This is a genomic window from Cryobacterium glucosi (assembly GCF_004402235.1).
Classification (GTDB): domain Bacteria; phylum Actinomycetota; class Actinomycetes; order Actinomycetales; family Microbacteriaceae; genus Cryobacterium; species Cryobacterium glucosi.
Genome location: NZ_SOFS01000015.1, coordinates 14,333 through 39,837, shown reverse-complemented (window position 1 = coordinate 39,837; position 25,505 = coordinate 14,333). Strand labels below are relative to the sequence as shown.

The 25,505-nt window shown below is 69.1% G+C and carries 28 protein-coding genes; all 28 read left to right on the top strand.

Annotation, left to right across the window (positions count from 1 at the left end):
* Positions 1–59: 59 nt before the first annotated feature.
* The 28 genes from E3O46_RS05410 to E3O46_RS05275 all read left to right on the top strand — a co-directional run bounded on the left by E3O46_RS05410 (position 60) and on the right by E3O46_RS05275 (position 25,504).
* The gene (locus tag E3O46_RS05410; protein WP_134448949.1) at positions 60–401 is read left to right on the top strand and encodes a flagellar basal body rod protein FlgB; all 342 of its coding nucleotides are present in this window, start codon (positions 60–62) and stop codon (positions 399–401) included.
* Positions 401–793: a flagellar basal body rod protein FlgC gene (locus E3O46_RS05405; RefSeq protein WP_134561248.1), complete on the top strand. Its 393-nt coding sequence runs from the start codon at positions 401–403 to the stop codon at positions 791–793. Before E3O46_RS05410 ends, E3O46_RS05405 begins: the two co-directional genes overlap by 1 nt.
* Entirely contained in the window at positions 793–1,113 is a 321-nt protein-coding gene (gene fliE, locus E3O46_RS05400) for a flagellar hook-basal body complex protein FliE (protein WP_134448951.1), read from the top strand. The genes E3O46_RS05405 and fliE overlap by 1 nt, the downstream gene beginning before the upstream one ends.
* Positions 1,113–2,732 (top strand): flagellar basal-body MS-ring/collar protein FliF, encoded by a 1,620-nt coding sequence (fliF, locus tag E3O46_RS05395; protein WP_134560261.1) that lies wholly within the window; start codon positions 1,113–1,115, stop codon positions 2,730–2,732. The genes fliE and fliF overlap by 1 nt, the downstream gene beginning before the upstream one ends.
* Positions 2,729–3,748, top strand: coding sequence for a flagellar motor switch protein FliG (gene fliG / locus E3O46_RS05390; protein WP_134448953.1), 1,020 nt, complete (start codon positions 2,729–2,731; stop codon positions 3,746–3,748). Before fliF ends, fliG begins: the two co-directional genes overlap by 4 nt.
* Positions 3,738–4,475 (top strand): FliH/SctL family protein, encoded by a 738-nt coding sequence (locus tag E3O46_RS05385; protein ID WP_134448954.1) that lies wholly within the window; start codon positions 3,738–3,740, stop codon positions 4,473–4,475. Before fliG ends, E3O46_RS05385 begins: the two co-directional genes overlap by 11 nt.
* Complete coding sequence (locus E3O46_RS05380; protein WP_134448955.1) at positions 4,472–5,797, top strand: FliI/YscN family ATPase; 1,326 nt, start codon at positions 4,472–4,474, stop codon at positions 5,795–5,797. The genes E3O46_RS05385 and E3O46_RS05380 overlap by 4 nt, the downstream gene beginning before the upstream one ends.
* Positions 5,797–6,231 carry a flagellar FliJ family protein gene (locus E3O46_RS05375; protein ID WP_134448956.1) on the top strand — a complete coding sequence of 145 codons (435 nt, stop codon included), beginning with the start codon at positions 5,797–5,799 and terminating at the stop codon, positions 6,229–6,231. Before E3O46_RS05380 ends, E3O46_RS05375 begins: the two co-directional genes overlap by 1 nt.
* Entirely contained in the window at positions 6,228–6,944 is a 717-nt protein-coding gene (locus tag E3O46_RS05370; protein ID WP_134560265.1) for a C40 family peptidase, read from the top strand. The genes E3O46_RS05375 and E3O46_RS05370 overlap by 4 nt, the downstream gene beginning before the upstream one ends.
* Positions 6,944–9,022: a flagellar hook-length control protein FliK gene (locus E3O46_RS05365; protein WP_134561247.1), complete on the top strand. Its 2,079-nt coding sequence runs from the start codon at positions 6,944–6,946 to the stop codon at positions 9,020–9,022. Before E3O46_RS05370 ends, E3O46_RS05365 begins: the two co-directional genes overlap by 1 nt.
* An 83-nt stretch (positions 9,023–9,105) precedes the next feature.
* Positions 9,106–9,594: a flagellar hook assembly protein FlgD gene (locus tag E3O46_RS05360; protein WP_134561246.1), complete on the top strand. Its 489-nt coding sequence runs from the start codon at positions 9,106–9,108 to the stop codon at positions 9,592–9,594.
* Between the two features lie 73 nt (positions 9,595–9,667).
* On the top strand, positions 9,668–10,858 hold the full coding sequence (locus E3O46_RS05355) for a flagellar hook protein FlgE (protein WP_134561245.1): 1,191 nt from the start codon (positions 9,668–9,670) through the stop codon (positions 10,856–10,858).
* A gap of 157 nt (positions 10,859–11,015) precedes the next feature.
* Positions 11,016–11,321 carry a flagellar FlbD family protein gene (locus tag E3O46_RS05350; protein ID WP_134448961.1) on the top strand — a complete coding sequence of 102 codons (306 nt, stop codon included), beginning with the start codon at positions 11,016–11,018 and terminating at the stop codon, positions 11,319–11,321.
* Positions 11,321–12,142: a motility protein A gene (locus E3O46_RS05345; protein WP_134561244.1), complete on the top strand. Its 822-nt coding sequence runs from the start codon at positions 11,321–11,323 to the stop codon at positions 12,140–12,142. Before E3O46_RS05350 ends, E3O46_RS05345 begins: the two co-directional genes overlap by 1 nt.
* On the top strand, positions 12,139–13,071 hold the full coding sequence (locus tag E3O46_RS05340) for an OmpA/MotB family protein (protein WP_134560271.1): 933 nt from the start codon (positions 12,139–12,141) through the stop codon (positions 13,069–13,071). Before E3O46_RS05345 ends, E3O46_RS05340 begins: the two co-directional genes overlap by 4 nt.
* 115 nt (positions 13,072–13,186) lie before the next feature.
* Positions 13,187–14,095, top strand: coding sequence for a flagellar motor switch protein FliM (locus tag E3O46_RS05335; protein WP_241985086.1), 909 nt, complete (start codon positions 13,187–13,189; stop codon positions 14,093–14,095).
* The gene (gene fliN / locus E3O46_RS05330) at positions 14,092–14,790 is read left to right on the top strand and encodes a flagellar motor switch protein FliN (RefSeq protein ID WP_134448964.1); all 699 of its coding nucleotides are present in this window, start codon (positions 14,092–14,094) and stop codon (positions 14,788–14,790) included. The genes E3O46_RS05335 and fliN overlap by 4 nt, the downstream gene beginning before the upstream one ends.
* Positions 14,791–15,354, top strand: a complete 564-nt coding sequence (gene fliO / locus E3O46_RS05325) for a flagellar biosynthetic protein FliO (RefSeq protein WP_134448965.1) — start codon at positions 14,791–14,793, stop codon at positions 15,352–15,354.
* Between the two features lie 98 nt (positions 15,355–15,452).
* Positions 15,453–16,253, top strand: a complete 801-nt coding sequence (gene fliP / locus E3O46_RS05320) for a flagellar type III secretion system pore protein FliP (RefSeq protein ID WP_134449006.1) — start codon at positions 15,453–15,455, stop codon at positions 16,251–16,253.
* Complete coding sequence (gene fliQ, locus E3O46_RS05315; RefSeq protein ID WP_134448966.1) at positions 16,253–16,528, top strand: flagellar biosynthesis protein FliQ; 276 nt, start codon at positions 16,253–16,255, stop codon at positions 16,526–16,528. The genes fliP and fliQ overlap by 1 nt, the downstream gene beginning before the upstream one ends.
* Positions 16,528–17,286 carry a flagellar biosynthetic protein FliR gene (locus E3O46_RS05310; protein WP_134448967.1) on the top strand — a complete coding sequence of 253 codons (759 nt, stop codon included), beginning with the start codon at positions 16,528–16,530 and terminating at the stop codon, positions 17,284–17,286. The genes fliQ and E3O46_RS05310 overlap by 1 nt, the downstream gene beginning before the upstream one ends.
* On the top strand, positions 17,287–18,498 hold the full coding sequence (locus E3O46_RS05305; protein WP_134561243.1) for an EscU/YscU/HrcU family type III secretion system export apparatus switch protein: 1,212 nt from the start codon (positions 17,287–17,289) through the stop codon (positions 18,496–18,498).
* A complete protein-coding gene (locus E3O46_RS05300) occupies positions 18,495–20,546 on the top strand; it encodes a flagellar biosynthesis protein FlhA (protein ID WP_134448969.1) in 2,052 nt (683 codons plus the stop codon). Before E3O46_RS05305 ends, E3O46_RS05300 begins: the two co-directional genes overlap by 4 nt.
* On the top strand, positions 20,521–21,684 hold the full coding sequence (locus E3O46_RS05295; protein WP_134561242.1) for a hypothetical protein: 1,164 nt from the start codon (positions 20,521–20,523) through the stop codon (positions 21,682–21,684). The genes E3O46_RS05300 and E3O46_RS05295 overlap by 26 nt, the downstream gene beginning before the upstream one ends.
* The gene (gene csrA / locus E3O46_RS18830; protein WP_166791020.1) at positions 21,684–22,058 is read left to right on the top strand and encodes a carbon storage regulator CsrA; all 375 of its coding nucleotides are present in this window, start codon (positions 21,684–21,686) and stop codon (positions 22,056–22,058) included. The genes E3O46_RS05295 and csrA overlap by 1 nt, the downstream gene beginning before the upstream one ends.
* 228 nt (positions 22,059–22,286) lie before the next feature.
* A complete protein-coding gene (locus E3O46_RS05285; RefSeq protein WP_134561241.1) occupies positions 22,287–23,090 on the top strand; it encodes a sorbitol-6-phosphate dehydrogenase subunit in 804 nt (267 codons plus the stop codon).
* A 24-nt stretch (positions 23,091–23,114) separates the two neighbouring features.
* Entirely contained in the window at positions 23,115–25,055 is a 1,941-nt protein-coding gene (locus E3O46_RS05280; RefSeq protein ID WP_134448973.1) for a BglG family transcription antiterminator, read from the top strand.
* A complete protein-coding gene (locus tag E3O46_RS05275) occupies positions 25,052–25,504 on the top strand; it encodes a transcriptional regulator GutM (protein WP_134561240.1) in 453 nt (150 codons plus the stop codon). The genes E3O46_RS05280 and E3O46_RS05275 overlap by 4 nt, the downstream gene beginning before the upstream one ends.
* The last annotated feature ends 1 nt before the right edge of the window (position 25,505 follow it).

The following is a 25,505-nucleotide window of genomic DNA, read 5'->3' as shown; positions in this document are numbered from 1 at the left end:
TTGCTCGCACCAGGCCACGGATCGGCCGTTCAGTACATCTGACGACGAATCGGGTAACCGTGCTTGAATCCGTGACCTCCACCGCTCTCACGAGCGCACTGGCCGCACTCTCTCTGCGACAGAGCACCATCGCGAGCAATATCGCCAACGTCAACACCCCCAACTACCACGCCAAGCAGGTCGCGTTCGAGTCCGCCCTCGCCAAGTCGGTCGCCGACGGCAGCGGCAGCACGGCCGCCACGACCACCGATTCGCTCGAACCCACCAACGTCAACGGCAACAACGTCAATCTCGACACCGAGACGCTCGCGAACACCTCGACCGTGCTCCGGTACCAGTTCGCCGCACAGGCGATCAACATGCCGTTCAGCGCCGTGCGCGCCGCGATGAAGACCGCCTGATGAGCCTCGACGCGATCGGAATCGCCGGCTCCGGCCTCACCTTGCACCGCAAATGGCTCGACGCGATCGCCGACAACATCGCCAACGTCAACACGGTCACGCCGACGAGCGGCAACGCCTTCCAGGCCCGCTACATCGTGGCGCAGGCCGGCGCGGGCGTGAACGGCGTGGAGGTCGCGGGCACCGCACAGGGCTCTGCGACCGGCATCCTCGTCTCCGACCCGACCAACCCGCTCGCCGACGCCGCCGGCTACGTGCGCCGCCCCGACATCGACCTCGGCGAGCAGATGGGCGACCTGATCATGGCCCAGCGCGGCTACCAGGCGAACGCGGCCGTCGTCGACCGCGCCAAGACAACCTACGAAGCAGCTCTTCAGATCGGCCGTGCCTGATGACCATCGCATCCATCGGGGCGCTCGCGCTCCAGGCCAGCCAGGCCACCCAGAGCGTGCAGGCGACACAATCCAGCCAGGCCACCACGGCCACAGACGGCTCGGGCTTCGGAACCGCCATGGCCGGCGCCGTCGACAACCTGCAGCAGCTGCAGTCGACCGCGAACACCCAGGCTGTCGCCGCCGTCACCGGCAACCTCAACGACATCGCGAGCGCCACCATCGCCGCGACCCGCGCACAGGTGAGCCTCGAACTCGTCGCCGCCGTGCGTAACAAGGGCGTCGACGCCTTCAACGAGATCATGAGGATGCAGGCCTGATGCCCCGCCAGATCAGTTCCTTCTTCCAGCGACTGGGACAGAACATCCGTGAGTTCACCATCGCGCAGCGCACGGTCGCCATCATCGGCGTCGCGGTGCTCGCACTCGGCATCGCCGCGCTCACGATGTGGGCCACGAAGCCCGCGTACACGCCCCTGTTCTCCGGGCTCGCCGGCGCCGACGCGAGCGCCATCGTCGACCAGCTCGCGACCGACAAGGTCGACTACCAGCTCAGCGACGGCGGTGCGACGATCCTCGTTCCCCAGGCGGATGTCTACGCCGAGCGACTCAAGGCGGCCGCGGCCGGGCTGCCGACCTCGGACACCGGGGGATACTCTCTGCTCGACAAGATGGGCGTCACCGCGAGCGAGTTCCAGCAGTCGGTGACCTACAAGCGGGCCCTCGAGGGTGAGCTCGCCAACACGATCCAGGCCATGCAGGGCGTCAAGACCGCCTCTGTTCGCCTCGCGATCCCCAAGGACACCGTGTTCGTGTCCGAGAAGCAGGACCCGACGGCATCCGTCTTCGTCGCCACCCAGACTGGAGTGACCCTCTCGAGCGACCAGGTCCAGGCCATCGTGCACCTCACGAGCGCCTCGATCGACGGCATGAAGCCGACCGACGTGGCCGTGATCGACTCCAAGGGCATCGTGCTCTCGGCCGTCGGCACCGGCGTCACCGGGACCGGCGCCGAGCAGTCCACCGACTACGAGCAGCGCGTGCGCGGTTCGGTCCAGGCCATGCTCGACAAGGTGCTCGGCGCCGGTAACGCGACCGTCGTCGTCGCCGCAGACATGAGCGCACAGTCGGCCTCCCGCGTCGAGGAATCCTTCACCTCGCCGACGAACGCTCCCGCCCTCAACGAGGCCGTCAAGACCGAGACGTACACCGGCACCGGCGCCTCGGGGGCGGCCGGGGTGCTCGGCACCACGACCACGACGACGACACCGACGGGAACGAGCACCGACGGCTCCTTCACCTCGGCGGACACCACGAAGAACAACGCGGTCAACAAGGTCACCGAGACCCGCACGATCCCGGCCGGTGCCGTCAACCGCCAGACGATCTCGGTCGCGGTGAACAAGGACACGATCGGCAGCGTCAACGTCGCCGACGTGACCAGCCTGGTCTCCTCGGCCGCCGGCATCGACTCGACCCGCGGCGACGCCGTCACCGTCGAGGTCGTGAGCTTCAACGGCCAGGCCGCCGCAGACGCATCAGCGGCTCTCGCCCAGCAGGACGCCCAGACCTCGGCGGACCGGATGGGGGAGATCGTGCGCATCGGCATCATCACCGCCGGAATCCTGATCACCCTGATCCTCGGCATGCTGCTCTACGCCCGCCGCTCCCGTCGCCAGAGCCGCGAATCGATCGAGGTCGACGAGATGCTCCAGGTACGTCCGGCCCTCGCCCCCGCCGCGGTTCCGTTCGGCCTCAATACCCCGATCGCGCCGATCATGATCGACCCGAGCCCCACCGTCGCCTTCGGTGTTCCCGCCTTCACCCCGCCGGCCGCTTCCGAGCGGATGCGTGTTGAGATCGACGCCCTCGCCCAGCGCGACCCGAAGAAGACCGCAGAGTACCTCCGCGGTCTCATGGAAGACCGGCAGCCCGCATGATCGACCCCCAGGTCCCCCTGACCGGAACCCAGAAGGTCGCCATCGTGCTGATGAACATGGAGCACGACCGTGCGTCCGAGGTGATGAAGCAATTCACCGAGGCCGAGGCCGCCGACATCGCCGCCGAGATGGTGCAGCTGCGCCGGGTCGACACCGAGGTCGCCGAGACCACGGTCCTCGAATTCCACGACCTCACCATGCGCGGCACACGCTCCCCTCGCGGAGGCCACGCCTACGCGGTCGGCCTGCTCGAGGCATCCTTCGGCGCAGAACGCGCCGCCGGCGTCATGAGCCGGGTGGCCTCCTCGATGGCCGGCAAAGCCTTCGAATTCCTCGACACCGCTGAACCGCTCCAGATCCTCACGCTCCTCGACGGTGAACTGCCGCAGACCATCGCCCTCGTCCTCGCCCACCTCCGTCCCGAACACGCCTCCGCCGTGATCGCCGGCCTCGAGGGCACCCTGCCCGCCGAGGTCGCCCAGTGCATCGCCGGAATGGGAACGGCGACCCCCGAAGCCATCCGCGTCGTGACCGACTCGCTCAAGGCCCGCGTCGGCGCCGTCACCGCCACCCGGGACTCCGTCGAGGTCGTCGGCGGCATCCAGCCGCTCGTCGAGATCATCAACCGGGCGGATGTCGCGACCGAGCGCTCCCTCCTCGAAGCCCTCGACGCCCGCGACCCGGTCCTGGCCGAACAGGTGCGCGCCCGGATGCTCACCTTCGCCGACATCGTCCGCCTCGAGGACCGCGACGTGCAACAGGTTCTCCGTGGCATCGACGCCGGTATCCTCGCGATCGCGATGAAGGGCTCCACCGACGGCGTCATTGAGATCATCCGCAAGAACCTCTCCGAACGCAACCGGGAGATCCTCGACGACGAGATCCGCGCGCTCGGGCCCGTCCGCGTCTCCCAGGTCGAGGAGGGACGTGCGACGATCGTGCGCGCCATCCGCGACCTCGAGGCCCAGGGCAGCATCACCGTGACCCGTGCGGACGAGGACGCTTATGTTGTCTAGCCCCGCCATCCCGTTCCGTCACGCAGAGCCCGTGCTCGTGGATGCGTCCGTAGCCACCGCAGGAACCGCGCCCGCAGCCGGAAAGGCGGCCACTCCGGTCGCCCGCGCGACCGCCGAGACCGCCGGCGACCCGCCGTTCTCCGCGATCTCCTTCCCGACCCTGCGTGCCGTGTCCGGCGACAGCACGGTCGAGGCCGCCCGGGTCCAGGGGCATGCTGCTGGATACACGGCGGGCATGCGGGCCGCCGCGAGCGACATTGCGGCGCAGGTCGCACGCCTCGAGGCCGACCACGCCGCCCGGGTGTCGCAGGTCCAGGCGCAGCTCGACCGCACGGTCGGGCTCCTGACCGCCGCGAGCCACGCGCTCGACGAGCGCACCCAGCCCGTCCTGCACGAGGCCGAAGGCACCCTGCTCGCCACGGCGCTCGACCTCGCGGAGGCCGTGATCGGCTACCAAATCAGTGACGGGCCGAGTGCGGCACGGCTGGCCCTGCGCCGTGCACTCGACCCCGCGTCGCCGACCCGGCCGAACGTGGTGCGCATGCACCCCGCAGACCTCGACGTGATCGACCCGGCCGTCCTCGCCGCGACCGGCGTGACGTTCCAGGCCGACCCGTCGCTCGCCCGCGGCGACGCCGTTTCCGAGTTCGCGGACGGTTTCCTCGACGCCCGGATCTCCACCGCGTTCGAGCGGGCCCGCGCCGCGCTCCTCGGGGGAACCCGATGACCCTCACCTGGGAACCGCGCCCCGTTGCCCTCGCGCGCGCCCTCCGCGTCGCCCGCCCCGAGCGGGTCGGCGTGGTCTCGTCCATCGTCGGCCTGGGCCTCGAGGTCCGCGGGCTCAACTCGGCGATCGGCGACCTTGTCGCGATCGGGAACGACGCCGAGATCGACGCGGAGGTCGTCGCGACGACGCAGGACGGCATCCGCTGCATGCCGCTAGGCCGGATGACCGGGATCCGGGTCGGCGCACCGGTCCGGTCCGACGCGACCCCGCACCTCGTGCCCACCGGGAACGGCCTCTTCGGCCGTGTCATCGACGGGATGGGCCGCCCCATCGACGGCAAGGGCCCCCTCGTCGTCGAGGAATACGTCTCGATCGACCACGACAGCCCCTCCGCGATGCAGCGGTCGCGGATCACGACGCCGCTGCAGCTCGGCGTGCGCGTGCTCGACACCCTCACGAGCGTCGGCCGCGGCCAGCGCATGGGCCTCTTCGCCGGCTCCGGGGTCGGAAAGTCCTCACTCCTGTCGATGATCGCGCGCGGCACCGACGCGAAGGTCTCCGTGATCGCCCTCGTCGGGGAGCGAGGCCGCGAAGTCCGCGAATTCCTCGAGGACGACCTCGGTGCAGAGGGCCTCGCCCGGTCGATCGTCGTGGTGTCGACCTCGGACGAACCCGCCATGATGCGCCTGCGCGCCGCCTTCGTCGCGACCCGCATCGCCGAGTCCTTCCGCGACCAGGGCGCTGACGTCATGCTGATGATGGACTCGCTCACCCGCGTCGCGATGGCCCAGCGTGAGATCGGTCTCTCCGTCGGCGAACCTCCGGCAACCCGCGGCTACCCGCCATCGACGTTCTCCCTGATGGCGCGCCTCCTCGAGCGCGCGGGCACCGACCAGTCCGGCTCGATCACGGGCATCTACACCGTGCTCGTCGACGGCGACGACCACAACGAGCCCATCGCGGATGCCGCGCGCTCGATCCTCGACGGACACGTCGTCCTCGACCGCAAACTCGCCGTCCTCGGCCATTTCCCGAGCGTCGACGCCCTCGCCTCGATCTCCCGGGTGGCTTCCCGGGTCAACACCGCGGAACAGAACCGGCTCGCGGGAAACCTCCGCAAGGTGCTCGCCGCGCGGCGGAACGCCCAGGACCTCCTCGACGTCGGCGCGTACAAGCCGGGCACGAACCCGCTCGTCGACGCGGCCGTGGAGAACGAGGCCGCGATCAACGAATTCCTGCAGCAGCGGATGGACGACCAGACGTCCGCCCCGCTCGCGTGGGACCAGCTCACCCGGCTCACCCGGCTGTTCGGAGGCATCTGATGAAACGCGACTTCGCCCTCGCCGGACTCCTCCGGCTGCGCCACCTGCAGCAGGACGCCGCCGCCGGGGAACTGGCCGCGGCCAACGCCCTGCTGAACTCGAACGAGGCCAGGCGCGCCGAGGCATCCGCAGCCCTGACCGTGCTGCCCAGTGAGGCGACCGGCACCGCATCCCTCGCCGCGATCGCGGCCGGGCGCACCTCGGCGCAGAGCATGCTCGCCGACCTCGATGCGCTCGGCCGGGAATACCGGCAGACCGCTGAGACCGCGCACGCCGCCTTCACCGCGAAGCGTGCCGAGTCCGTCGGGCTCGAAAAGCTCGAGGGCCGCCACGGCCTGTTCGTCGCCGCGGAGGACCTGCGGGCGGAGCAGACCGTGCTCGACGAGATCGCGTCGACCGGGTGGCACCGCCGCAAGGCCGGAGGCACCCGATGACGATGGTCGACGCCCTGAGCCGGATCAGCACGATCCAGGCCACCCTCGCGCGATTCGACGCACTGAGCGCCGCGTCGGCGTCGACGGCCGCGGCCGCTGCCACAGCCACGACGACCACGACGGCCGACAGCACCGGAACCGCGGCGACCTTCGCCGACGCCCTCGCGGCGGCCGCCAGCTCGGCCACGACCGCGGCGAGCGGCGCGGGCGTCGCGACCGGCAGCGTGACCGGAACCGACATCGTCACCGCGGCGCAGAAGTACCTCGGCGTTCCCTACGTCTTCGGCGGCAAGAGCTCGAGCGGCATGGACTGCTCCGGGCTCGTGCAGAAGGTCTATGCCGACATGGGCATATCCGTTCCCCGCCTCGTTTCCGGGCAGATGAAGATCGGCACCGAGGTCGCGTCCCTCGCAGACGCGAAGCCGGGCGACCTGATCGTGACCGGCGGCGGAGAGCACATCCTGATCTACGCCGGAAACCACAAGGTCATCCACGCGCCCTACGAAGGCCGCACGGTCTGCGAGGTCGAGGCCTACATGAAGGACTCCGACATCGACACCATCCGCCGCGTGATCCCGGACGCCCCCGCGACGTCCAGCACCGCTTCGACGGCCTCGGCGACCGCCCTCACCGCGGCGAAGGCCGCCGCGACGTCCGGCACCGCCGACCTGCTCAGCGCCGCCCTCGCCTCGATGATGAAGAGCGCCTCCTGATGGCCGCCTCCTTCGGAAGCGCGGTGTCCGCGCACGCCTCCCTCGCCCGGGCCAACGCCCAGGCCCTGCTCGCACGCTCGGCGACGGAGACCCGGACCGGGAACGGCACGGGTTCCGGAGCGAACACGAGTGCGGGCAGCTTCGCCTCCGCGCTCGACACGGCCAGGGACGCCGGGACGACCCAGCGTCGCGAGGCCGCGAGTGCCTCCGTCGACGCGCAGGCCGTGACCGCACGGGCGGCCCAGGCGGCCCTGTCGCGCTCGGCCGCGGATGCCGCCGCTCGCGAGCGCATGGACGCTTCCGCAGCACGGTCCTCGGCGCAAGCCGCCGCCCGGACATCAGCCGACCGGACATCCGCCGCCCGGACGTCTGCGCTGCAGGACACCCGGGACTCCGCAGGGCAGTCCACACAGAAATCCGGAGAGACGGCACGGGACGCCCAGGATGCGCGCGCGGTCCGGTCGGTGCAGATCGCCAGGGACGTGCGCTCGGCCCGGGCGGCACGCGGCGCCCGCACGGAGCGGGATGCCCAGGCGGAACCCGTGCCGTCGTCCGGCCGGGGATCGATGAGCACCGGGGTCTCTTCGGGTCAGTCTGCAGTCGGAGCGGCCGATGGTCCCGGATCGGCAGCGGCCCAGCAGGGTGCGAGTGACACGCAGGCGACCGTCATGCGTGACCTGCTCACGGCGGATTCGGCGTCCCTCTCGGCCGCTACCTCTGGCACGACAGCTGGCTCGACAGCAGCCTCGACTTCGGGCGCGGCGCCCGGCGACAGCTCGGCTGTCGGCCCGGTTTCCTCACGCTCGGTCTCTTCCGGTTCGACGTCCGCTGATTCCGCGGCAGCCGGTTCCGCGACGCTCGGCCGGGCGCTGCCCGGCGCCGTCACCGCGGAAGCGCAGGCTCCGGTCGGCGCAGCACAGGCGGCTGGTTCACCGTCGAATTCGACAACAGCAACCGCGACGACCGCCGGGTCTCCGGTCGATTCCTCGTCACCGGTCGGTGCCCTCGGGAACCAGGCGGCCGCCGCCGTGATCGGAACGACCACCGGCGGTGCCGGCGTCACCGCCCCTGCTGTCCAGGCCCCGACTCCCGGCGCAGCCACCGACGGGACGGACGCAACGAACGGTCAGGCGGGTCCGACCGGAGCGGCGGCCGCAGGGTCCGCCGCCGGCCTCACAGACCTGGCCGGCCGCGCATCCGCCGCAGCTACCCGGACCGCTGGCGCTCCCGGCGCCGCGAACTCGAGCCTCCCGACCACGGCGCCCATCGACTCGCGCGCCGCCGCGTCGGTCAGCCTCGATTCGGTCAGCAACGCCTCGAACGGCAACGGCTCTGACAGCAGTGGTTCAGCCAATACCGGTTCAGACAGTGCCGGCGCAGGCGGCTCGCGCGGGGGAGCGGTCGCCGACTCTGGCGCCGCATTCCGATCGGCAACGGCAACGGCCGCAGGCACTGCTTTCGCTTCTGCCGCGACTCCCGTGACTCCCACCGATCCGACAAGCGTGGGCACCGCATTCCCGGCCGCCCCGCACACGGTCGCTGCGAGTTCGACTGTCGCCGCGGCATCCGCTGCCGGCGCCTCGGCCGCGACACCGGGAGCGGCGCAGCTCGCCGACCTGCCGTTCGCCGGCCAGGTCGGCCGCGGCCTCGCGAGCCTGATCGGCGCCGCGAACGGCGAGCACGCGATGACCATCACCGTGAACCCCGACAATCTGGGTCCCGTGATCGTGCGGGCGCACATCGGCGGCAGTGCGATTCGGGTGGAACTGTTCGCCCCGACCGAACTCGGGCGGGATGCGCTGCGCGCGATCCTCCCGGACCTGCGGCGCGACCTCGCCCAGGGCGGCACGGACACGCGGCTCGACCTGTCCGGGAACTCCCAGCCCGACGACTCCCGAGCTGGAGGCTCCGGAGCCTTCGGCGCTCCCGGCCGGCAGGAGGCCAGGACCAGTCCGGATCCCGGATCCGTGCGGGCACCCGACCAACCGGGCGACGCCCGGGAGTCCGGCACGGCGGTCCGACCGCCGTTCCGGGACGAACCCCTCGGCTACCGCCCCTCCGTCGATGTGCTGGCCTGAATGACAGCTCAACGGATGACCGCCCAGAACCTGTTCCAGAACACGACCACAAGAACCACGAGAAGCACGAGAAGAGAGAATCCATGACGATCGAAGCCATCGTGGCCGCATCGGCAGCCGGAGCAACGGGAGCCGCGACCGCGACCGCCGGCGTGTACAGCGCGGCGACCACCACGCGCACGCCGAGCCAGAGCCTCGACTCCGAAGCCTTCATGAAGCTCCTTGTCACCCAGCTGAAGAACCAGGACCCGAGCTCGCCGATGGACTCGAACCAGATGATCAGCCAGACGACGCAGCTCTCCATGATGGAGAAGCTGACGGCGCTGTCAACGACCTCCGACGAGAGCTTCTCGCTCCAGATGCGCATCGCGGCCGCCTCCCTGGTCGGGCAGAACGTGACATACACGGATGCCGCCGGCACCTCGGTCACGGGCGTCGCCTCCGCCGTGTCCTACGCCGGCTCGGTGCCGCAGGTCACCGTCGGGGGAGTGAGCGTCAAGCTCGATGCGATTTCCGGGGTCACCACCCCGGCGACCACGACCACACCGGCCGCCGCGACCTCCACGACCTGACGCCCGGGGCGTCCCGCCCGGCCGTACTCCACCACACGCTTTCCACTCACACCGTTTCGAAAGGCAGCATCCCATGCTTCGTTCCCTGTATTCCGGAATCTCCGGCCTTCGCGCGCACCAGACCATGCTGGATGTCACCGCGAACAACATCGCCAACGTCAACACGACGGCGTTCAAGTCTTCCTCGGCGCAGTTCCAGGACACCCTGTCCCAGCTGACCCACGGCGCGGGCTCCCCGCAGACCGTTGTCGGCGGCACCAACCCGGCCCAGGTCGGCCTCGGCGTGCAGGTCGCCGGCATCTCCACCAACTTCGCCCAGGGCTCCACCCAGTCGACCGGTCGCGCAACAGACATGATGATCTCCGGCGACGGCTTCTTCGTGACCCAGCTCGCCGGCGAAACCCTCTACAGCCGCGCGGGCGCCTTCGACTTCGATGCGCAGGGCCGCCTCGTGTCACCGTCCGGCGCGCTCGTGCAGGGTTGGAACGCCGATGCGAAGGGAACGGTCAACCAGGGCGGAGCGCTGGGCACCATCACCCTGCCACTCACCACAATTCAGCCGCCATTGGCTTCCGCAACGGCCTCGGTGACCGGAAACCTGCCTTCGGATGCAGCTGACGGCACAACCCTGAGCCGGGAATTCACGGCCTATGACAAGACCGGTGCCGCGAGTCAGGTCTCACTCAACTTCACGTACAGCGCAGCGGCCCCGGCCAAGTGGACCGTCACTTCTCCCAACTCGACGAGCAGCACGATGCTCACCTTCGCGGATGGGTCACTGACCTCGACCGCGAACAGCCTGCCGGTCACCGTCAACGGTGTCACTGTCGCCGTCGACCTGGGCACGATCAGTGGAGCCGCCACCCTCAGCTCGTTGACTGCCGCGAGCACCGACGGCCACGCCGCCGGCTCGCTCACGTCGTTCACCCTCGGCAAGGACGGCACCCTGACCGGGCTGTTCAGCAACGGCAAGCAGCAGTCGATCGGCCGGATCGCCCTCGCGACCTTCACCAACCCCGGTGGCCTCGAGAAGGCCGGATCGTCCGAGTACCGGTCGACCACGAACTCGGGCACCGCTGTCCTCGGTGCCGCCGGCTCCGCCGGAATGGGCACCCTCACGAGCGGGTCCCTCGAAATGTCGAACGTCGACCTCTCTCAGGAGTTCACGAACCTCATCGTCGCCCAGCGCGGCTTCCAGGCCAACGCCCGCATCATCACGACCTCCGACGAGGTCCTGACCGAGCTGACGAACCTCAAGCGGTAGTCCCGGCAGACGCAGGCGCGACCGGCGCCGGGTCCTTCGCGGGCCCGGCCGGCGGCATCCGCCTGCCCGCCCACACCCCGAGCTAACCTTCGGCGCGGAGCGACCGACAGTGGTGCCTGACGGCCGGTGTGGCCGTCGTGAGCCAGGGACGGGCCCCATGATCGTTGTGACACGGCTGAATGACAGCCAATTTGCGATCAACCCCGACCTGATCGAACGCATTCACGCCAGCCCCGACACGACCCTCGTCATGGTCGACGGGGCGAAGTTCATCGTCATCGAGACCCTCGACGAGATCATCGAGAAGATCGCCCGATTCCGGGCCCATGTGATCTCGCTCGCCTCCCTCACCGACGACCGCGACTACCGGTCCGGCGCCCGGTCGCTCGAGGTTCCGACGGGACCGCACGCGATCGAAGACGAGCTCGAACCGGGCAGCGGGCAGCGCCCGCGGAGGCTCTGATGGATCCGGCAACCCTGATCGGGATCGCCCTCGCCTTCGGCTCCATGGTCGCCATGATCACGATCGAGGGATCCTCGATCGCCTCCATCCTGTTGCCTGCTCCGATGATCCTCGTCTTCGGTGCCACGATCGCGGTCGGTATCGCCGGCGGAACCATCAGTGACGCCCTCAACGCATTCAAAGCGCTTCCCAGCGCGTTCAAGGGCAAGACCACCCCACCCCAGGACGTGATCGACCAGATCGTCGTGCTCGCCGAGAAGGCCCGCAGCGCAGGTCTCCTCGCGCTCGAGCAGGAGGCCGACGCGATCGACGACCCGTTCCTGCGCACGGCGCTGCAGAACATCGCGGACGGCACCGACGGAGACGAACTGCGGATCCTGCTCGAGGACGAGCTTTCGACCGCGACGAAGCTCAGCCGGAACGCCTCGAAGTTCTTCGTGACCCTCGGCGGCTACGCCCCGACTGTCGGCATCATCGGCACCGTCATCTCCCTCACCCACGTCCTCGAGAACCTCGACACTCCCTCGACCCTCGGGCCGATGATCGCCGCCGCATTCGTCGCGACGTTGTGGGGGCTCGTCTCGGCGAACTTCATCTGGCTTCCGATCGGGAACCGCCTCAAGCGGCTCTCCGACCTCGAGGTCGAACGGATGACCCTCCTGATGGAAGGCGCTCTCGCCGTCCAGGCCGGCAGCCAGCCGCGGCTCCTCGGCGAACGCCTCCGGGCCATGGTGCCGAACGCGCCGGCCAAGAAGGCCGCAAAGGCCGCAAAGGCCGCCAAGGCGGACAAGGCGGACAAGCCGCTGTCTGAGGCAGCATGAGTGCCGGCGGCGGGCACGGCGGAGGACGCGGGCGAGGTCGAGGTCGCGGCCTCGAGGAGGAGCACGTCGAGCACGTCGACGAGCGCTGGATGGCGTCGTACATGGACATGGTCACCGTGCTGATGTGCATGTTCATCGTGCTGTTCGCGATGTCCTCCGTTGATTCGCAAAAGTTCTTTCAGCTCAAGAATTCCCTCGCGACAGGCTTCGGGGCCGTCGACGTCGGCAAGATCGACACGGCCACCGGGGTCGTCGTGTCGGCCGCGAACGCCAACGCCAGCGACCCGGCCGCGAAGGACCTCGGGACGGCGGGCGCAACCTCGACGTCGGCCGCGACAGCCTCGGCGACACCATCGCCAACAGCGACCCCGGCACCGACTCCCGCCCTCACCGACCTCCAGATCGCGACCCAGGAAATCGCCGACCTCTCCTCGGTGCAGGCGGCACTGAAGGCAGCCGTCACCGCGCAGGGCATCGACTCGATCGTGCAGTTCACGATCGACGCCCGAGGGCTGACCATCGGGCTCGTCGGAACGGATGCCTTCTTCGCTCCCAACCTCGCCACCCTGAGCCCGAAGGCGACGGCCGTCATCGACGCCATGTCGCCGATCCTCGCCGGCGACAAACGTGAGGTCACCGTCGAAGGCCACGCCGACCGGCACGGCGTCACCGTGAATTATGCGACCGACTGGGAACTCTCCTCGGCCAGGGCGACGAGCGTCCTGCGCAGGTTCGTCGAGGTCGGCGGTGTCGCGGGGGAGCGGATCTCCGCGATCGGCTACGGTTCGACCCGTTCGGTCACGACTGCGGACACCCTCGACGCGATGGCCCAGAATCGCCGCGTCGACGTTGTCCTGCTTTCGAGCGAACCGGATGCCGTCCGCGCGCTGATCCCCTCGATCCTCGCCGGGCAGGCGGGCGCCCCCTAAGCAGCGGACACCGTCAGGCATCCCGCGGTCGCCCCGCGGGCAGCCCGCCCGGGATTTCGAACGAATTCCCTGCGGACTGCTTACCGGTCGGATTCACCGGCCGATAGTTGCAGTCGTGACGGTCCAGGAACACAAGAGCATTGGCGTGCCCGCAGCGCCCGAGCGCACGGTCGAGGTGTACGACTTCCGACGTCCGACGACCCTCGCGCGCGAGCACTCGCGTGTCCTCGAGCTCGCCTTCGAGACCTTCGCGCGCCAGTGGGGCACCCAGCTGACCGCGAAGGTTCGCGTGATGTCCCAGGTCACCTGCGAGCACGTCCTGATGCGCAGCTACGACGAATACGCGAGCTCGCTGCCGTCGTCGACCGCGATGGTGCTCTGCCCGGTAGGCAGCCTCGCGGCCAAGGCCGTCATCCAGTTCCCGACCGCGGCGGCCCTGTCCTGGGTGAGCCACATGCTCGGTGGCAGCGAGGTCCCTCCACTTCCCGAGCGCACCTTCACCCAGATCGAACTCGCCCTCGTGCGTCGCCTGATGGAGGACGCCCTCGAGGACCTGCGCTACTCCCTCGGGACGCTCCTCGTCCTGCCGATCTCGTTCGGCGGCATCCAGTACAACTCGCAGTTCGCCCAGGCCGCGGCGACGAGCGATCTCGTCATCGTCGCGACGTTCTCGATGCGGGTCGGCGAGACGACTTCGACCGCCACCCTCGCGTTGCCCGCCGAGACCCTGCTTCCCCAACTCGGGGAGTCGATCCCGGTCATCACCGCCGAGGAACAACAGGAGAAGCTGAACGCCCAGCTCGCCTGGGTGCCCGTCGACCTGTCCCTGCAGCTCAGCCCGATCCGGGTGCTTCCGAGCGTCATCCTCGGCCTCGCCGTCGGTGACCTGCTGCCTGTCCCGCACTCCAGGCACCGCCCGCTCGACCTCGTCGTCGACGGGCACACCCTGGCCAGGGCCGCCGTCGGATCCAACGGCTCCCGCCTGGCCTGCATCGTCACCGACACCGAGGAACTGTCCCCATGAGCCCTGCCACGACCGCCATCCGCAATCTCGTCGAGGCCCTGCTCACGGTCCTGCCAACGCCCACCCGCCTGGAGGCGACCCCGTGCGCCGGCGAATCCCTCGCCGGCCGGCTCGGCGCCGGCGTCGTCGCCTCCTTCGTCGGCGTCACGAGCGCCGACCTCGCGATCGTCCTCACCGACCCGCACTCCCTCGACGCCGCAGCGGGCAATGGCGCCTTCTCGAGCCTCGACGTGCTCCGCCCCGCCCTCGACAGCGCCGCAACGGTCCTCGGCATCGGCGTACTCGGCGCGTCCCGCCTCGAAGACGTCACGTCCCTGTTCGCGGATGCCGACACGAGCGTCTTCGAGCTCGCGAGCGAGGGCGTCGTGAGCGCCTGGTTTGCGATCCGCCTCCGCGAGAACGGCGCCATCTCCGGGATCCCGCGCACCGGAAACCGGTCCGTCGTCGGAAAGCTCGGCCGGATCAACAGCGTCGAAATGGCCCTGACCGTCGAGATCGGCCGCACCCGGATGTCCGTGCGCGACGTGCTCGCCCTCGAACCCGGCGCCGTGATCGAGCTCGACCGCTCCGCGGGAGCCCCCGCAGACATCCTGCTGAATGGCCGCCTGATCGCCCACGGCGAGATCGTCGTCGTCGACCAGGACTACGCCGTGCGGATCACCCAGATCCTCGATGTCGCCGAGAGCCTGAGTTAGGTGGACACCCTCCTCGTCGCCCTCCGCGTCGCGCTGTCCCTCGCCGTCGTCGTCGGCCTCCTCTGGGTCCTGCAGCGCCGCATGCAGAAGGGCACCCGCCGTGGCCCCAAGGCCAGCCTCGTGTCGGTCGTGGGCCGGCAGGGCCTCGGCCAGAAGGCATCCGTCGTCGTCGTCGACGTGGAAGGCCGCAGGTTTGTGCTCGGAGTCACGGAACAGTCGGTCACCGTGCTGCACGACGCGCTGAGCCCGGCGGAGAGCTTCGCCACCACGCTGCACGCGGCGGACACGGACACGGACACGGACACGAGACGCTCCGCGGGGATCGCCGCGACGACCGCAACGGGCGCGTATGAGGCGGCCGCGAGCGTTGCGGCCGAGGACGAGGCGCTCCCCGCGCCGCTCACCTTCCGTCCCCGCCACGACCGGGGCACCCGCACCGCGGAGTCAGCCCTGCGCGCCGAGTCCGGACCGGGCTCGAGCTCCCGGCCGAACCGCCTGGCCGGATCGATCCTCTCGCCGGCGACGTGGCAGCAGACTGCCGCGGCACTCCGGCAGGGACGGTGAACACCCGCGCCCTGCGCCCCGGCCTGCCCGGGCTCCGTGCCCCGCGCTCCGATGCACTCCGCCGCGCTGACCGGGTGCGCTTCACCAGGCTCCTCGTGATGGCGGCGCTCGTGCTCGTCATCGTCCTCGCCGTCGTGCTGCTCACCACGAGCGCAGGCCACGCCGCGACGATCGCCCCGGTCGCCCCCGTCGACCCGGTGGCGCCGAGTACCCCGACGCCCGCGGCAGGCACCGGCCTGAGCGTCGACATCAACGGCCCGGACGGTTCACCGTCCTCGGCGATCGTGACCCTGATCGGCATCACCCTGCTTTCGGTCGCCCCGGCGCTCCTGCTCATGATGACGAGCTTCACCAAGATCTTCGTGGTGCTCGCGATGACCAGGAACGCCCTCGCGCTCCCGTCGATCCCGCCGAACCAGGTGCTCGCGGGCCTCGCCCTGTTCCTGTCGCTGTTCATCATGGCGCCCGTGCTCACCGACATCAACAACCACGCCCTGCAGCCCTACCTGAACGGCACGCTCTCCTTCGACGACGCGGTCACGATCGGCTCTGCTCCACTGCGCACCTTCATGCTCGCGCACACCCGCGAGGAAGACCTCGCCCTGATGACCAGGGCCGCGGACCAGGCCAACCCGGTCAGCCGCGACGCGGTGTCCCTGCTCACCCTGATCCCGGCGTTCATGATCTCCGAGCTGCGGGCGGCCTTCATCATCGGCTTCGTCATCTTCATCCCGTTCCTCGTCATCGACATCGTCGTCTCCGCCGCCCTGATGTCGATGGGCATGATGATGCTGCCGCCGGTGATGATCTCGCTCCCGTTCAAGATCCTGCTGTTCGTGCTCGTCGACGGCTGGGGACTGATCATCACGACCCTCATCACCAGTTACCGGGGTGGCTGATGGATACCAACGCCATCCTCGACATCGGCATGCAGGCGATCATCGTCGCGGGCAAACTCTCCGCGCCGATCCTGATCACCGCCCTCGTCGTCGGTTTCGCCATCTCCCTGTTGCAGTCGATCACGCAGATCCAGGAGGTGACGCTCTCCTTCGTACCCAAGGCGATCGCCGTCTGCCTCGCCCTGCTCATCTGCGGGCACTGGATGATCTCCGAGATCGTCTCCTTCACGACCGCGCTCTTCGACAAGATCCCGACACTCATCGGCGGCGGCTGATGAACATCACCCTCGACTTCACCTGGATCGAGGCCGTCATGCTCGCCGGGGTGCGCCTCATCGCCTTCCTCGTGATCGCCCCGCCGTTCTCCTACAACGCGTTCCCGCTCCGGATCAAGGGCATGCTCTCCCTCGGGCTCGCCCTCGCCGTTTCGCCCGTCGTCACCCCCGGCTACGTGTCCCCGGACACCGGCGGCTTCATCCTCGCGCTCCTGCTCGAAATCGTCGTCGGCGGCATGCTCGGCTTCCTCGTGCTGATCGTGTTCTCCGCCGTGCAGTCGGCCGGCAACCTGATCGACCAGTTCGGCGGATTCCAGCTCGCCCAGGGCTTCGACCCGCAGGCGATGGTCAACGGCGCCATGTTCACCCGGCTCTACCAGATGACCGCCATCGCGCTCCTCTTCGCGTCCGGCGGCTACCAGCTCATCATCGGCGGCCTGACCCGGAGCTTCACGGCCATCCCGATCGGCGGGGGCATGGACCTCGCCGCCCCGGTCCAGGCCGCAACGAACGCCGTCGGCCAGCTGCTGCTCTCCGCCGTGCAGATCGCAGGACCGCTCATCGTCGTGCTCTTCCTCGCGGATGCCGGCCTCGGCCTGCTCACCCGGGTCGCGCCCGCGCTCAACGCCTTCGCCCTCGGCTTCCCGCTCAAGATCCTGATCACCCTCACCCTCGGCGCGAGCGCCTTCGTCGCGCTTCCGCGCATCGTGTCCGCCCTCACCGACACCGCCGTCACGACCATGCTCGGGGTGAAGTAGATGTCGGACTCCGGCGAAAAGACCGAGCAGGCCACCGATAAGCGGATGAAGGAGGTCCGCGCCAAGGGCCAGCTCTCCAAGTCGCAGGACCTCACCGCGTGGATCGGCATCGGCTCCGCCGCCGCCCTCGCCCCCGTCACGATCAGCCTCGGGTCCCAGGCCGGCGCCAGCCAGCTCGACGGACTGCACGCGATCGTCGCGAATCCGAGCCCCGAACTCGCCGAGCAGCTGATGGGCGACGCGTTCTCCTCGCTCGCCGGCACCCTGACCCCGATGCTCGCGACCGTGTTCGCCGTCGTGCTCATCGGTGCCGCAGCCCAGGGCGGCGTGCACCTCAAGAAACTCGAGGGCAAGTACGACCAGTTCAATCTCGTCACCGGGCTCGGCCGCACCTTCGGCGGCCAGGCTGTCTGGCAGGGTGTCAAGGCACTGTTGAAGACCGCGGCGGTCGGCGTCGTGCTGACCCTGGTGATCCAGGGGCTCGCCCCGATCCTGATGACCGCGGGCGGACTCCCGGTCGCCGCACTGATCGACGCGGCAGGGGGAGGCGCAGCATCGCTCGTGCAGGCGGCCGTCGTCTCCGGCCTCGTGCTCGCCGCCGCCGACGTCTTCGTGGTGATGCGCCGCAACCGGAAACGCACCCGGATGACCAAAAAAGAGGTCACCGACGAGAACAAGAGCTCGGAAGGCGATCCTCGGATCAAGTCGCAACGCCGCTCCCGGCAGCTCGCCATGAGCCGGAACCGGATGATCGCGTCCGTCTCGACCTCCGACGTCGTGCTCGTCAACCCGACCCACTTCGCCGTCGCCCTCCGCTACGAGCCGGGCAAGTCGGCACCGAGGGTCGTCGCGACGGGGGCAGGGGTCATCGCGCTCCGCATCCGCGAGCAGGCGGCGACCGACGGGGTGCCGATCGTGCGCGACATCCCGCTCGCCCGGGCACTCCACAGCGCCTGCAAGCTCGGCGACGAGATCCCGGTCGAGCTCTACAACGCCGTCGCCCGGGTGCTCGCGTTCGTGCTCGCGCTCAAGACCCGCGGCTCGGCGCGCGGCTCCGGGTACACGACCGGCTACGGCGAGGACGCCGGCGTGCACACCCTCACCCCGGCCGCCCACGCTGCGACGCCCGTGTTCTCCGGGGCGTCCGCTCCCGGTTCATCCTCACGCTCCGCCTCCCACTCCGCCGCTCACTCCACCGGAGGTTCCCGATGAAGACCACCCTCGCCAGGCTCGCCGTCCCGATCGGCGTCGTCGGCATCATCCTGCTCCTCGTCGTCCCGGTCCCCGCCGTGCTCCTCGACATGCTCATCATCGTCAACATCCTGCTCGGCCTCGTGGTGCTGCTCACGACCATGTTCGTCAAGAAGCCGCTCGACTTCTCGGTCTTCCCGTCCCTCCTCCTCGTTGCGACGCTGTTCCGGCTCGGCCTCAACGTCGCATCCACCCGCCTGGTGCTCGGCGACGGCTACGCGGGCCAGGTGATCGCCTCGTTCGGACAGGTCGCCGTCGGCGGGTCGATCATCATCGGCGCCGTCATCTTCCTGATCCTCGTCGTGATCCAGTTCGTCGTCGTCACCAAGGGAGCCGAGCGGGTCGCAGAGGTCGGCGCCCGGTTCACCCTCGACGCCATGCCCGGCAAGCAGATGGCGATCGACGCCGACCTCAACGCCGGCCTGATCACCGACACCCAGGCCAGGGAACGCCGGGCGGAAGTCTCAGCGGAGGCCGACTTCTACGGCGCGATGGACGGCGCGTCGAAGTTCGTCAAGGGTGACGCGATCGCCGGGATCATCATCATCATCATCAACCTCGTCGGCGGCATCGGCATCGGGATGATCCAGCGCGGCATGTCGATCACCGACGCGATGAGCACGTACTCGCTCCTGACCATCGGCGACGGGCTCGTCACCCAGATCCCGGCCCTGCTGATGGCCGTGTCTACCGGCATGATCGTGACCAGGTCCAACGCCGAGTCCGACATCGGGGCGACCGCGTCCGCGCAGCTCACCCAGTCCCGCAACGCGCTCATGATCGCCGGCGGCGCGGCCCTGCTGATGGCGCTCATCCCCGGGATGCCGATCCTCCCGTTCGTCGTCGCCGGGGCGAGCCTGCTGCTCGTCTCCCAGCGGATCAAGGCGAGCGAAGCCCGCGAGCAGGCCAGGCAGGCGGCCGCCGTCGTGGCCGAACGGGCGCCGGTGCGCTCGGATACCCCTGAGGACCTGATCGAGTCGATGCGGGTGCACGCCCTCGAGATCCTGCTCGCCTCCGACCTCGTCGACCTCGTCTCGGGAGCGCAGGACGACCTTCTCGCCCGGGTGCGCGCCCTGCGCCGCAAGATCGCGATCGACCTCGGCGTCGTCGTTCCGCCGGTCCGCACCCGCGACAGCGTCGAACTGCCCTCTGCGACCTACGTCATCCGCATCGCCGGCGTCGAGGCCGGCCGCGGGCTCGCGCCGTCCGGCAAGGTGCTCGCCCTCGGCGACAACCTCGAGGGCCTGCCGGGCACCGCGACCGTCGAGCCGGTCTTCGGCCTCGCCGGCAAGTGGGTGCCGAGCGAGATGCGGCACAGCGCGGAGATGGCCGGAGCGACCGTCATCGACCGGGTGTCCGTGCTCGTGACCCACCTGTCCTCGATCGTCACCGGGAACGCGGCGCGTCTCCTCACCCGGGAGGACGTGCGGGTGCTGACCGACGGCGTCAAGCAGGTCAACCCGGCCGCCGTCGACGACCTGATCCCCGGCATGCTGTCGCTCGCCGAGGTGCAGCGGGTGCTCCAGGGCCTCCTGATGGAGCAGATCCCGATCAACGACCTCTCCCGGATCTACGAGGCGCTCTCGCTCCGGGCGAAGGCATCGACAGACCCGGAGGGCCTGATCGAAGCCGCGAGGCAGGGCCTCGGGCCGGCTCTCGCCGCCCAGTATCTCGACGAGGGCCTGCTCCGCGTGATCATGATCGAGCCAGGCCTCGAGCAGTCCCTGCTCGAGGGCATGCGCGCCTCGGAGCAGGGCACCCAGATCATGCTCGAACCCGCAAGGATCGACGCGATCCTGGGCTCGCTCAAGGCCTCGCTCGCCACCGTGGAGGCGAGCGGGCTGACCGCAGTGCTCGTCTGCGCCCCTGCCCTCCGCCCGGCGATCCACCGGCTCGTCTCCGCGCAGACCGGCGGGCTCCCGGTGCTGTCCTACCTCGAGGTCACCTCCGCGAATGTCGCCATCGAGACCGTGGGGGTGGTCCGTGGAACCGAAACGATTTCAGCTTGACGGTCCGACGCTTCCGGAACTGAAGGCACGCATCCTCGCCGAACACGGTGCGGATGCCCGCATCGTCTCGGCCGAACGGGTCACGGTCGGCGGCATCCGCGGCTTCTTCGCCCGGCGCCACTACGAGGTCACGGTCGAGGTGCCCGAGCGGCGCCGCCGGGCCGCGCACGCCCAGCCGGTGCGGATGGTGCCGCTCGAGCGCGACGATCAGGGCGGCGGTGACGGTGACGGAATCGGTGACGCCCACCCCGGACGCGCCGCGCGGCTCGGGATCCTCGCCCTGCTCGAGGACGCCGACGGGGCCGACGATGCGGGAACCCTCGCGAGGCCGCGAACCTCGGTCCAGACCCCGCTGCTCTCGACCGGGTCCGCCGGCTTCGCCCAGCTGATGGACGAACTCACCTTCACGGTGGCCGAGCCCGTTCCTGAGCGGGTGTCCGGGGCGCTTCCCCTGCGCGAGCCGGAGCCGTCCGGTTCCGTGACCGGTGCCGTGACCGGCGCCGGCGCACCGCGTGACGCGGGGACACGCCAACGGCCGGCGACCCTGTCGGTCCTGGCCGGGCATCCGTTGCCAGGACGGGCGGGCATGGCCGCCGTGCCGCGACCCTTCACCCATCCCGGAGACCTCGTCGTGCTCGTCGGCGCGCCCGCGGAGACCCTGCGTGTCGCCGGGATGATGGCCGCCATGGACGGGGCCGCCGAGGTGCTCGTGGCCGGCTCCGTGGTGTCGGAGGGGGCCCGTCGCGTCGACGACCGGCGCTCTGCCCTCGCGGCGCGCGCCGGGGGAGTCGCCCGCGGGCGCACGTGTTTCCTCGCCTTCGGCATCGGCGAGACGCCGGGGGACCGCGAGTACCTCGGCGGTGACCTGCTCATGGTCGGCGCGGACCAGACCTGGGTTGTGGTGGATGCCGGCCGGAAGCCCTCTGACACGGCCGAGTGGGTCGGGCTGGTCGCGGCGATCATTCCGATCGACGCGGTCGCCGTGGTCGGGTCGACGACGACATCCTCCCCGGAAACCGTCGACGACCTCGGGATTCCGGTCGGCTGGGTCGACGGCGCCCCGGCAGCATCCGCGACGCTCGGACCGCCAGCAGCCCGCCTCCCTGACACGCCCGATGCCCGCGCTAGGCTGGCATGATGCTGGTTCTCACGCGCAAGCCGGGGGAGAAAATCCTCATCGGCGATGACATCGTCATCACCGTCCTCGATGTGCGCGGCGACAGCATCCGCATCGGTGTCGACGCCCCGCGCGGTGTCAAGATCCAGCGCGACGAGGTGCTCCGAGCGGTCATCGAGGCGAACCTGTCCGCGAGCCGGAGCGGGAGCCTCTCCGACGAGGACGCCGAGGTAGCGGAGGCACACCTCAAGGCGGCCCTCGGCCTGTTGCGCCCGCCCGCTGGAGCGACGCCGACACCGACACCGACACCGACACCGACCCCGACGCAGACGCAGACGCTGATGCCGACGCCGACCGCGTCACCCCTCCCGCACCCGCCGCTGCCGACCCCGTAGCCACGGCATCCGCGCCTGAGTCACGGGACAAGCCCGCTCGTCGTGACGGCGAGCGTGAGTGTTCCGCGACTGGGCGCCGCGCACCGGAACCTATCGCGACGCCCCGATGACCGGCGGGCGGCGGCTTTCCTCCTGCCGGAAAAAGGCCGTATTAATTTGTGGCACAGGCCGCCATAGTGTTCAACCCACGAACGCAGCACCGCAGATACGCGATCAAGGGAGACACACATGCCGAACACCTGGCTCGGACTCGAAGGAAGAGTCGTCATCGTCACGGGCGGCGCCTCCGGAATCGGCAGGGACATCAGCGCGGAACTCGTCCGGGTGGGCGCGCAGGTCGCCGTGAGCGACCTCAGCGTCACGACCGGAATCGACCCCGCGACCGGAATCCTCAACGTCGCGTGCGACGTGACGAACGCGGCGAGCGTCAGCGACATGGTCGCAACGGTCGTCGCTGAATTCGGCCACCTCGACGCGCTCGTCAACAACGCGGGCATCAACATGCCCCGGATGCTGGTCGACGGCAAGCAGGAACGCCCGGAGTACGAGCTCAACGAACACGACTTCGACCTGATGTTCGGCGTCAACGTCAAAGGCGCCTACCTCGCGACCCAGGCCGCGACCAAGGCCCTGCTGAGGAACGGCGGAGGTACGATCGTGAACATCACCTCCGAGGCAGGGATGGAGGGATCGACCGGCCAGAGCTGCTACTCGGCCACCAAGAGCGCACTCAACGGCTTCACCAGGTCGTGGGCGAAAGAACTGGGTGCGCAGAACATCCGGGTCGTGGGCGTCGCCCCCGGCATCAACGAACCGACCGGGCTGACGTCGCCGGCCTACAACGAAGCACTCGCCTATACGCGCGGCGTCAAACCCCAACAACTCACGACCGACTACTCGAAGGTCATCCCGCTGGGACGACCCGGGAAACTCAGCGATATCGCCAATCTCGTTGTCTACCTGGTCTCTGACCGGGCCTCCTACATCACCGGCACCACCGTCAACATCAGCGGAGGAAAGTCCAGGGGCTGAATTCCCCCTGGACGGAAGGTCAACGTGGACAACCGTCGCACACTCAGCAGGCCGGCGCACATCATCCGGTATCTGGAAACCCGCCTCTCGGCGTCGAACGATTCTCTCGCCCGCCGTTTCGGCGTCGGCGCGAAGACGATCATGAACGACATCAGAGACCTCAACCGCACCCTCACCGGCACGGCGGCGATCGAACTGGACAGCGGCCGGTATCGCCTCTTCATCATCGACAGGGACGGGTTCTCCCGCATCCGCGAGGAGCTTTTCGAGCGGATCGATTCGTTCAACCTGCCGTCCAACCGGCACGGCTACATCTTCCGCCGGCTCGTCCAGCAGACCGGTCCGCTCCTCATCGACGACCTCGTCGAAGAGATGAGTATCGGGAGGAGCACGGTCACCGGAGATCTCGGCAGGCTCAAGGCACACCTGGCGCCGTACGCGCTGCGGATCACCGGGATCCCCAACGTCGGGATCGAGCTGGTCGGCGACGAACTGCAGGTGAGGCTCTTCGTGCTCGAGAACATGTTCGAAGCCGTCTACGCCGACTACCCCCTCGATGACGAGTTCGTCGAGATCATCGAGGATGCCGCGGCGGACTACCATCTGGACGGCGCGACGACCGAATCGCTCACGCGCTGGTTCACCGTGATGATCGACCGCGTGCTCACCGAGCACGGGCTGACCGCACTGCCCGGACGATACCTGGCACTCACGGCCACGCCGGCGTTCACCCTCGCCGACGGGGTCGTCAACGCCGTCGGCCGGAGGATCCAGATGTCCATACCGTCCGGCGAATCGATCTTCCTCGCACTCCCGATCGCCGGCATGCGCACCCCCACGGACGCGCGCGCCCTCGAACAGTTTCCCTCCGGCACCGAGAACGAGGTGCTCGTCCAGAAGATCCTGGACCGGATCGACGCCGAGATGGACCTCCACGTGCCGGCGAACGCGCTCCTGAAGGAGTTCGTGCACCACATCACCTTCATGCAGAACCGGATGAAATACCAGGTGTACGTGAAAGACGTCGCCCTCGGCGACATCGAGCGCGAGTACCCGGTCGCATTCCTGATGGCCAGGATCGCCCGGCGGGTCATCGAACAGGAGACCAGCCTGAGAGTCGTCGACGACGAACTCGGATTCATCGCCTCCTACTTCCAGGTCTTCCTCGAAGAACAGCAGGTCCACCGGGAGCCGCGTTACCGCGTCGCCATCGTCACGACCTCCGGCATCGTCCCGGCCCGGCTGATCCAGGTCCAGCTCCAGAAGGTCATGTCCGGGAAGACCGAGTATCAGATCCTGGCACTCGACGCGGCCGTCCCTGCCGTCCTCGACGGCTTCGACCTCGTCGTGACCACGGCCTGGTCGGAACTCGTGACGAGCACCCCCATCATCGAACTCAGCGAATTCTTCGACAACCGGGAAATCCTCGGCAGGCTCACCCGGCTCCGCTACGACAAGGACGTCGACGTTTCCCTCGCCGCCGGTGCCGACAGCATCCTGGTCTCCCTCCTCGACCGCACCCGCTTCTTCCGCCTCCCACCGGAGCAGAGCTATCGGGAGAACACCGCGTTCATGGTCGGCCGGCTCCTCGCCGAGGGCGTCGTGGACGCGGGATTCCAGGACCGACTCGACGAGCGCGAGGCGCAATCGACGATGCTGCTCGACGACTACGTGGGGTTTCCGCACCTGGGGAACGCGCTCGGTAACCGGGTCGTCTTTGCGATGGGCGTCGTTCCCCGCGCGAGCGGTGAGCCGGGGGAGCGGGTCATCTTCCTGCTGGCCCTGCCGGCCAAGACCGACTACGACGACACCCTGCTCGTCAGGATCTATGACGAGGTCATCCGCCTCGCCGGCGATCACGCCGAACTCGACCTGATCTCGCAGCTCGCGAGCTACGAAGAGTTCTTCTTCCACATGGCGAGAACGCCATCCCTGAGTCACAAACCGGACGGAGAGCCGCGATGAATTTCTGGCCGATCCTGGTGGCGCTTGCCGCCGCCTACGTACTGCAGATGGCGTTCGCCTGGGTACAGATGAAGAGCTTCACCTCCGCGTACGGCGAGCTGCGGCGCAAGGGAAAGGTCGCGATCGGCATCAAGAAGGGGGCATTCTCCTCCGGTGCCATCGTGATGCATTGTGTCGACGACGCCGGCGACATCCTGGACAGCCGGAGAATCTCCGGCGTCACCGTCTTCTCGAAGTTCCGGGACCTCCCGGGCTTCGAGGGCAAGAACATTCGGTCGACCTCCGCGAACGACTGCCGGTACCTGCCGAAGAGCGTTCGCAAGGCCACCGAAAACGCACGTGAGAACTACATCACGATCATGGCAGGGGGGACAGTCGCGGAACCGGAAAGCCCGTTGGGGCACCTGGCGACCCGCGTCACATCCCTCTTCACGAAAAGAAAGGAGTGAG

Coding starts and splice junctions, on each gene's coding strand:
- E3O46_RS05405 (WP_134561248.1), top strand. CDS start 401: ATGAGCCTCGACGCGATCGGAATCGCCGGCTCCGGCCTCACCTTGCAC.
- fliE (WP_134448951.1), top strand. CDS start 793: ATGACCATCGCATCCATCGGGGCGCTCGCGCTCCAGGCCAGCCAGGCC.
- fliF (WP_134560261.1), top strand. CDS start 1,113: ATGCCCCGCCAGATCAGTTCCTTCTTCCAGCGACTGGGACAGAACATC.
- fliG (WP_134448953.1), top strand. CDS start 2,729: ATGATCGACCCCCAGGTCCCCCTGACCGGAACCCAGAAGGTCGCCATC.
- E3O46_RS05385 (WP_134448954.1), top strand. CDS start 3,738: ATGTTGTCTAGCCCCGCCATCCCGTTCCGTCACGCAGAGCCCGTGCTC.
- E3O46_RS05380 (WP_134448955.1), top strand. CDS start 4,472: ATGACCCTCACCTGGGAACCGCGCCCCGTTGCCCTCGCGCGCGCCCTC.
- E3O46_RS05375 (WP_134448956.1), top strand. CDS start 5,797: ATGAAACGCGACTTCGCCCTCGCCGGACTCCTCCGGCTGCGCCACCTG.
- E3O46_RS05370 (WP_134560265.1), top strand. CDS start 6,228: ATGACGATGGTCGACGCCCTGAGCCGGATCAGCACGATCCAGGCCACC.
- E3O46_RS05365 (WP_134561247.1), top strand. CDS start 6,944: ATGGCCGCCTCCTTCGGAAGCGCGGTGTCCGCGCACGCCTCCCTCGCC.
- E3O46_RS05360 (WP_134561246.1), top strand. CDS start 9,106: ATGACGATCGAAGCCATCGTGGCCGCATCGGCAGCCGGAGCAACGGGA.
- E3O46_RS05355 (WP_134561245.1), top strand. CDS start 9,668: ATGCTTCGTTCCCTGTATTCCGGAATCTCCGGCCTTCGCGCGCACCAG.
- E3O46_RS05350 (WP_134448961.1), top strand. CDS start 11,016: ATGATCGTTGTGACACGGCTGAATGACAGCCAATTTGCGATCAACCCC.
- E3O46_RS05345 (WP_134561244.1), top strand. CDS start 11,321: ATGGATCCGGCAACCCTGATCGGGATCGCCCTCGCCTTCGGCTCCATG.
- E3O46_RS05340 (WP_134560271.1), top strand. CDS start 12,139: ATGAGTGCCGGCGGCGGGCACGGCGGAGGACGCGGGCGAGGTCGAGGT.
- fliN (WP_134448964.1), top strand. CDS start 14,092: ATGAGCCCTGCCACGACCGCCATCCGCAATCTCGTCGAGGCCCTGCTC.
- fliP (WP_134449006.1), top strand. CDS start 15,453: ATGGCGGCGCTCGTGCTCGTCATCGTCCTCGCCGTCGTGCTGCTCACC.
- fliQ (WP_134448966.1), top strand. CDS start 16,253: ATGGATACCAACGCCATCCTCGACATCGGCATGCAGGCGATCATCGTC.
- E3O46_RS05310 (WP_134448967.1), top strand. CDS start 16,528: ATGAACATCACCCTCGACTTCACCTGGATCGAGGCCGTCATGCTCGCC.
- E3O46_RS05305 (WP_134561243.1), top strand. CDS start 17,287: ATGTCGGACTCCGGCGAAAAGACCGAGCAGGCCACCGATAAGCGGATG.
- E3O46_RS05300 (WP_134448969.1), top strand. CDS start 18,495: ATGAAGACCACCCTCGCCAGGCTCGCCGTCCCGATCGGCGTCGTCGGC.
- csrA (WP_166791020.1), top strand. CDS start 21,684: ATGCTGGTTCTCACGCGCAAGCCGGGGGAGAAAATCCTCATCGGCGAT.
- E3O46_RS05285 (WP_134561241.1), top strand. CDS start 22,287: ATGCCGAACACCTGGCTCGGACTCGAAGGAAGAGTCGTCATCGTCACG.
- E3O46_RS05275 (WP_134561240.1), top strand. CDS start 25,052: ATGAATTTCTGGCCGATCCTGGTGGCGCTTGCCGCCGCCTACGTACTG.